This is a genomic window from Pseudomonas sp. DrBHI1 (genome assembly GCF_002205115.1).
Lineage (GTDB): Bacteria > Pseudomonadota > Gammaproteobacteria > Pseudomonadales > Pseudomonadaceae > Aquipseudomonas > Aquipseudomonas mosselii.
Window position 1 is genome coordinate 1 of the sequence record NZ_NIBE01000080.1, and the last position, 3,297, is coordinate 3,297.

The 3,297-nt window shown below is 61.4% G+C and carries 3 protein-coding genes and 1 pseudogene; all 4 read left to right on the forward strand.

Translation table 11 applies throughout. The features are described from left to right. Positions 1 to 207: 207 nt before the first annotated feature. Positions 208 to 369 (forward strand): annotated as a pseudogene (locus CC207_RS26810) (alpha/beta hydrolase); the annotation flags it as partial. 297 nt (positions 370 to 666) lie between these two features. Continuing rightward, positions 667 to 852, forward strand: a complete 186-nt coding sequence (locus tag CC207_RS17690) for a hypothetical protein (RefSeq protein ID WP_062359703.1) — start codon at positions 667 to 669, stop codon at positions 850 to 852. A 327-nt stretch (positions 853 to 1,179) separates the two neighbouring features. Next, positions 1,180 to 2,139, forward strand: a complete 960-nt coding sequence (locus CC207_RS17695) for a nucleoside-specific channel-forming protein Tsx (RefSeq protein ID WP_088852493.1) — start codon at positions 1,180 to 1,182, stop codon at positions 2,137 to 2,139. A gap of 23 nt (positions 2,140 to 2,162) precedes the next feature. Further along, positions 2,163 to 3,203 carry a purine nucleoside permease gene (locus CC207_RS17700; protein WP_088852494.1) on the forward strand — a complete coding sequence of 347 codons (1,041 nt, stop codon included), beginning with the start codon at positions 2,163 to 2,165 and terminating at the stop codon, positions 3,201 to 3,203. The last annotated feature ends 94 nt before the right edge of the window (positions 3,204 to 3,297 follow it).

The window sequence follows — 3,297 nt, forward strand, 5'->3', positions numbered from 1 at the left end:
CCCCCGGACACAGCCACCGCCTTAACTACACGCCATCCAGCCCACACCGATGGCCCGCCAAGGAGATGCACCATGTTCGCCACCGCCAACCGCATCAACCGCTCAGCCCTGCTCGCCTGCGCCGTGCTCCTCTGGCCCTGCTGGCCGCCTCCCCAGGCCAGGCCGAGGAAACCCGCACGCGTGCCGCAGCTCGCCAGGCCACTTCCTTCGGATGCCAACGGCGCACCGCACCCATTGGCCGAGGCCTACGCCAAGCGCTTCACCGGCAAGTACGCCTATCACCTGGTGAGCGGTGGTATCGGCCACAACCGGCCGCAGGAATCGCCCGAAGCGTTCGTCAATGCAGTGTTGGATGCCGAGCATCTGTAAGGGTAATTGCAACATATCGTTTCGGCAGGCCTCGAAGGGAGACGGGGTGCACGAATGACCTCTGCGCCCCATCTGTTTCGAGCCAGGCCCTGTACGCCGGGGCCTGCCGCGAAGTGAGCGGAAGCATGCAGAAACACCCACCCAAATCACTCTGTGAGATGTCTCTTTTATCGCTGTAGGACGTTTCAACGGATTTGTGAGCCAGTGTATGAATAATCAGTATTGGCTGGGGAATTGACCTGATACCGTCGAGCCTTTCCTACAACGGCACGGATGCCCACGGCTTGTGAGAACGACATGGACAACTACGACAGCTCGGCACTTGGACTGCAGAAATGCCTACTGAACCTACGGCGGGATCATGCACGGATGAAGGCGGCGGGAGAGCTGGAAAGAGCGGCGATACTGGCGCAGGTGATCGGGCGGATGGAACAGGGATTGAAGGACGCCTCCCAAGGGATGAAGCCCGAGACCCTGCAGTGAAGTGATGCCAGCAAGATGACGATGGAGTTGCGGCTGGTCCTTCTGATGAGGCGCCGCAAGCCCATCGCTTAAACCACCCGCGTTCAATCGACCACCCATTACCGCGCAGCCCCTTGCGTGTAACTGCCTCCATCCCACGCCCATTTTCCGTGCATCTTTTTAACCGAAAGGTCAGCTAACACCCCGAATTCAGCTTTATTTGAAAGACCTCTGGCAGGTTGGTACAGAGTATGCAAACGTTTGCTCAAAACAATTAAGCGAACAATCGCCGAAGCTTTCGCTCACCTCAGCCTTTTTGGGCTACCACCGCATGAACAAGGACTTTCAATGCGTCAACCTGCATCCCTGCGCCCAGCGGCTCGCTCCTCCCTGGCTGCCTCCCTGCTACTGGGCGCTGTTACGGGACTACTCAGCACCACCAGCCACGCCCTGGACACTGCCTCCAACGAGTCAGCCCAAGGCGAGGCCCTGAGCCCCGCCGCCGCGCCGGTAAAAGCCGGCCCTTACCTGTCGGACTGGTACAACCAGAACTTCACCCTGATCGGCACCAAGGACATCAGTTTCGGCCCCCGCCCGGTCGACGATATCTACCTGGAATACGAGTACTTCGGCCGCAAGGGGCCGTTCGAGCTGTACGGCTACATCGACATCCCGAAGATCCTCGACATCGGCAACAGCCATGACAAAGGCGCGTGGGACCACGGCTCGCCGCTGTTCATGGAGCACGAGCCACGGATCTCCATCGACTACCTGGCCGGCCGCAGCCTGGCCGTCGGCCCGTTCAAGGAGTGGTACGTAGCCTTCGACTGGATCTACGACCACGGCAGCAACAGCGCCAACCGCGCCAACACCCTGTACAGCGGCCTGGGCACCGACATCGACACCCATTCGCGGGTCAACCTGTCGGCCAACTTCTATGGCCGCTACCAGTGGGAAAACTATGGCGCCAGCAACGAGTACTCGTGGGACGGCTACCGGGCCCAGCTCAAGTACATCGTGCCCCTCGGCAAGTTCGACAACGGCGCCTCGCTGACCTATATCGGCTTCACCAACTTCGATTTCGGCTCGGATCTGCACAAGGACAACCCCAACCGCACGGCCAATGCCACGGTATCCACCAACGTATTGCTGTACGCCTTCACCCACCTGCGCTTCACCCTGGTGGGCCGCCATTTCCACAATGGCGGCCACTGGCAGGACGGCAGCCAGCTGAATTTCGGCGATGGCGATTTCCGCGGCCGGTCCGATGGCTGGGGGTATTACGCCGGGGTCGGCTACCAGTTCTGATCACTTGCGCCATGGAGGCTCGCATGCACCTGATGCATCGTCTTTCCCTCGCCGTGGGCCTGGCATGCGGCATCCTGCTCGCCTCGACGGCCCAGGCCGGCGAGACGGCTGCGCCGCCGATCAAGCCCAAGGTGATGCTGATCACCCTGTTCGCACCTGAGGCCCAGCACTGGATCGAGCGCCTGGAGCTGGAGCAGGAAGTGCGTGTACCGGGCCTGTCGGCGGAGTATCCGGTGATACGTTGCAACAGCCAGGACGTCTGCTTGCTGGTGACCGGCATGGGCCAGACCAACGCCGCGGCCTCGACCCTGGCACTGGCGCTATCGCCGAAGTTCGACCTGCGCAAGAGCTACTTCCTGGTCGCGGGGATTGCCGGGATCAACCCGAAGCACGGGACCCTCGGCACCACCGCCTGGGCCCATTACCTGGTGGAGTTCGGCACCCAGTGGGAGCTGGACTCGCGGGATGCGCCCAAGGACTGGCCGACGGGCTACCTGGGGATCAACACCCAGGGCCCGAACGAGAAGCCGCCGCTGGACTACAAGACCGAGGTCTTCGAACTCAATCCGAAGCTGCAAGCCAAGGCCTATGCCCTGTCACACGGGGTGAGCCTGAGCGAGAGCAAGGAATCGGCGGCCTGGCGGCTCAGGTACCCGATGGCGCCGGCCAACCAGCCGCCGGTGGTGACCCGGTGTGACACCGTGGCGGGCAACACCTGGTTTTCCGGGACGCGCCTGAGTGAGCGGGCCGAGGTCTGGACTCGATTGCTGACGGATAACAAGGGGGAGTACTGCACGACCCAGCAGGAGGATAACTCCACCTATGAAGCGCTGCTGCGGGCCAGTCGCGAAGGGTTGGTGGATGTGCAGCGGGTGGCGGTGGTGCGGGCGGGGTCTGACTTTGATCGGCCTGAGCCGGGGGGAAGTGAGGTTGAGAATCTGCTCAAGTATGACGACCAGGGTGGCTTTGTTCCGGCGCTGGAGAATCTCTATCGGACTGCCAATCCGCTGGTGCAGGAGATTCTGAAGAATTGGGCGGTTTGGGAGAAAGGGATACCGGAATGATCTGGGAGGGTGTCAGAAATTTTGTGTTCGGGCATAACATGAGTAAGAGGTGCATGTATGCCAACCAAAAAGAAACCCTTGCGTGACCTGCCCA

Bases quoted from the DNA above. Each gene is read 5' to 3' on its own strand.
- CC207_RS17690 (WP_062359703.1), top strand. From the start codon at position 667: ATGGACAACTACGACAGCTCGGCACTTGGACTGCAGAAATGCCTACTG.
- CC207_RS17695 (WP_088852493.1), top strand. From the start codon at position 1,180: ATGCGTCAACCTGCATCCCTGCGCCCAGCGGCTCGCTCCTCCCTGGCT.
- CC207_RS17700 (WP_088852494.1), top strand. From the start codon at position 2,163: ATGCACCTGATGCATCGTCTTTCCCTCGCCGTGGGCCTGGCATGCGGC.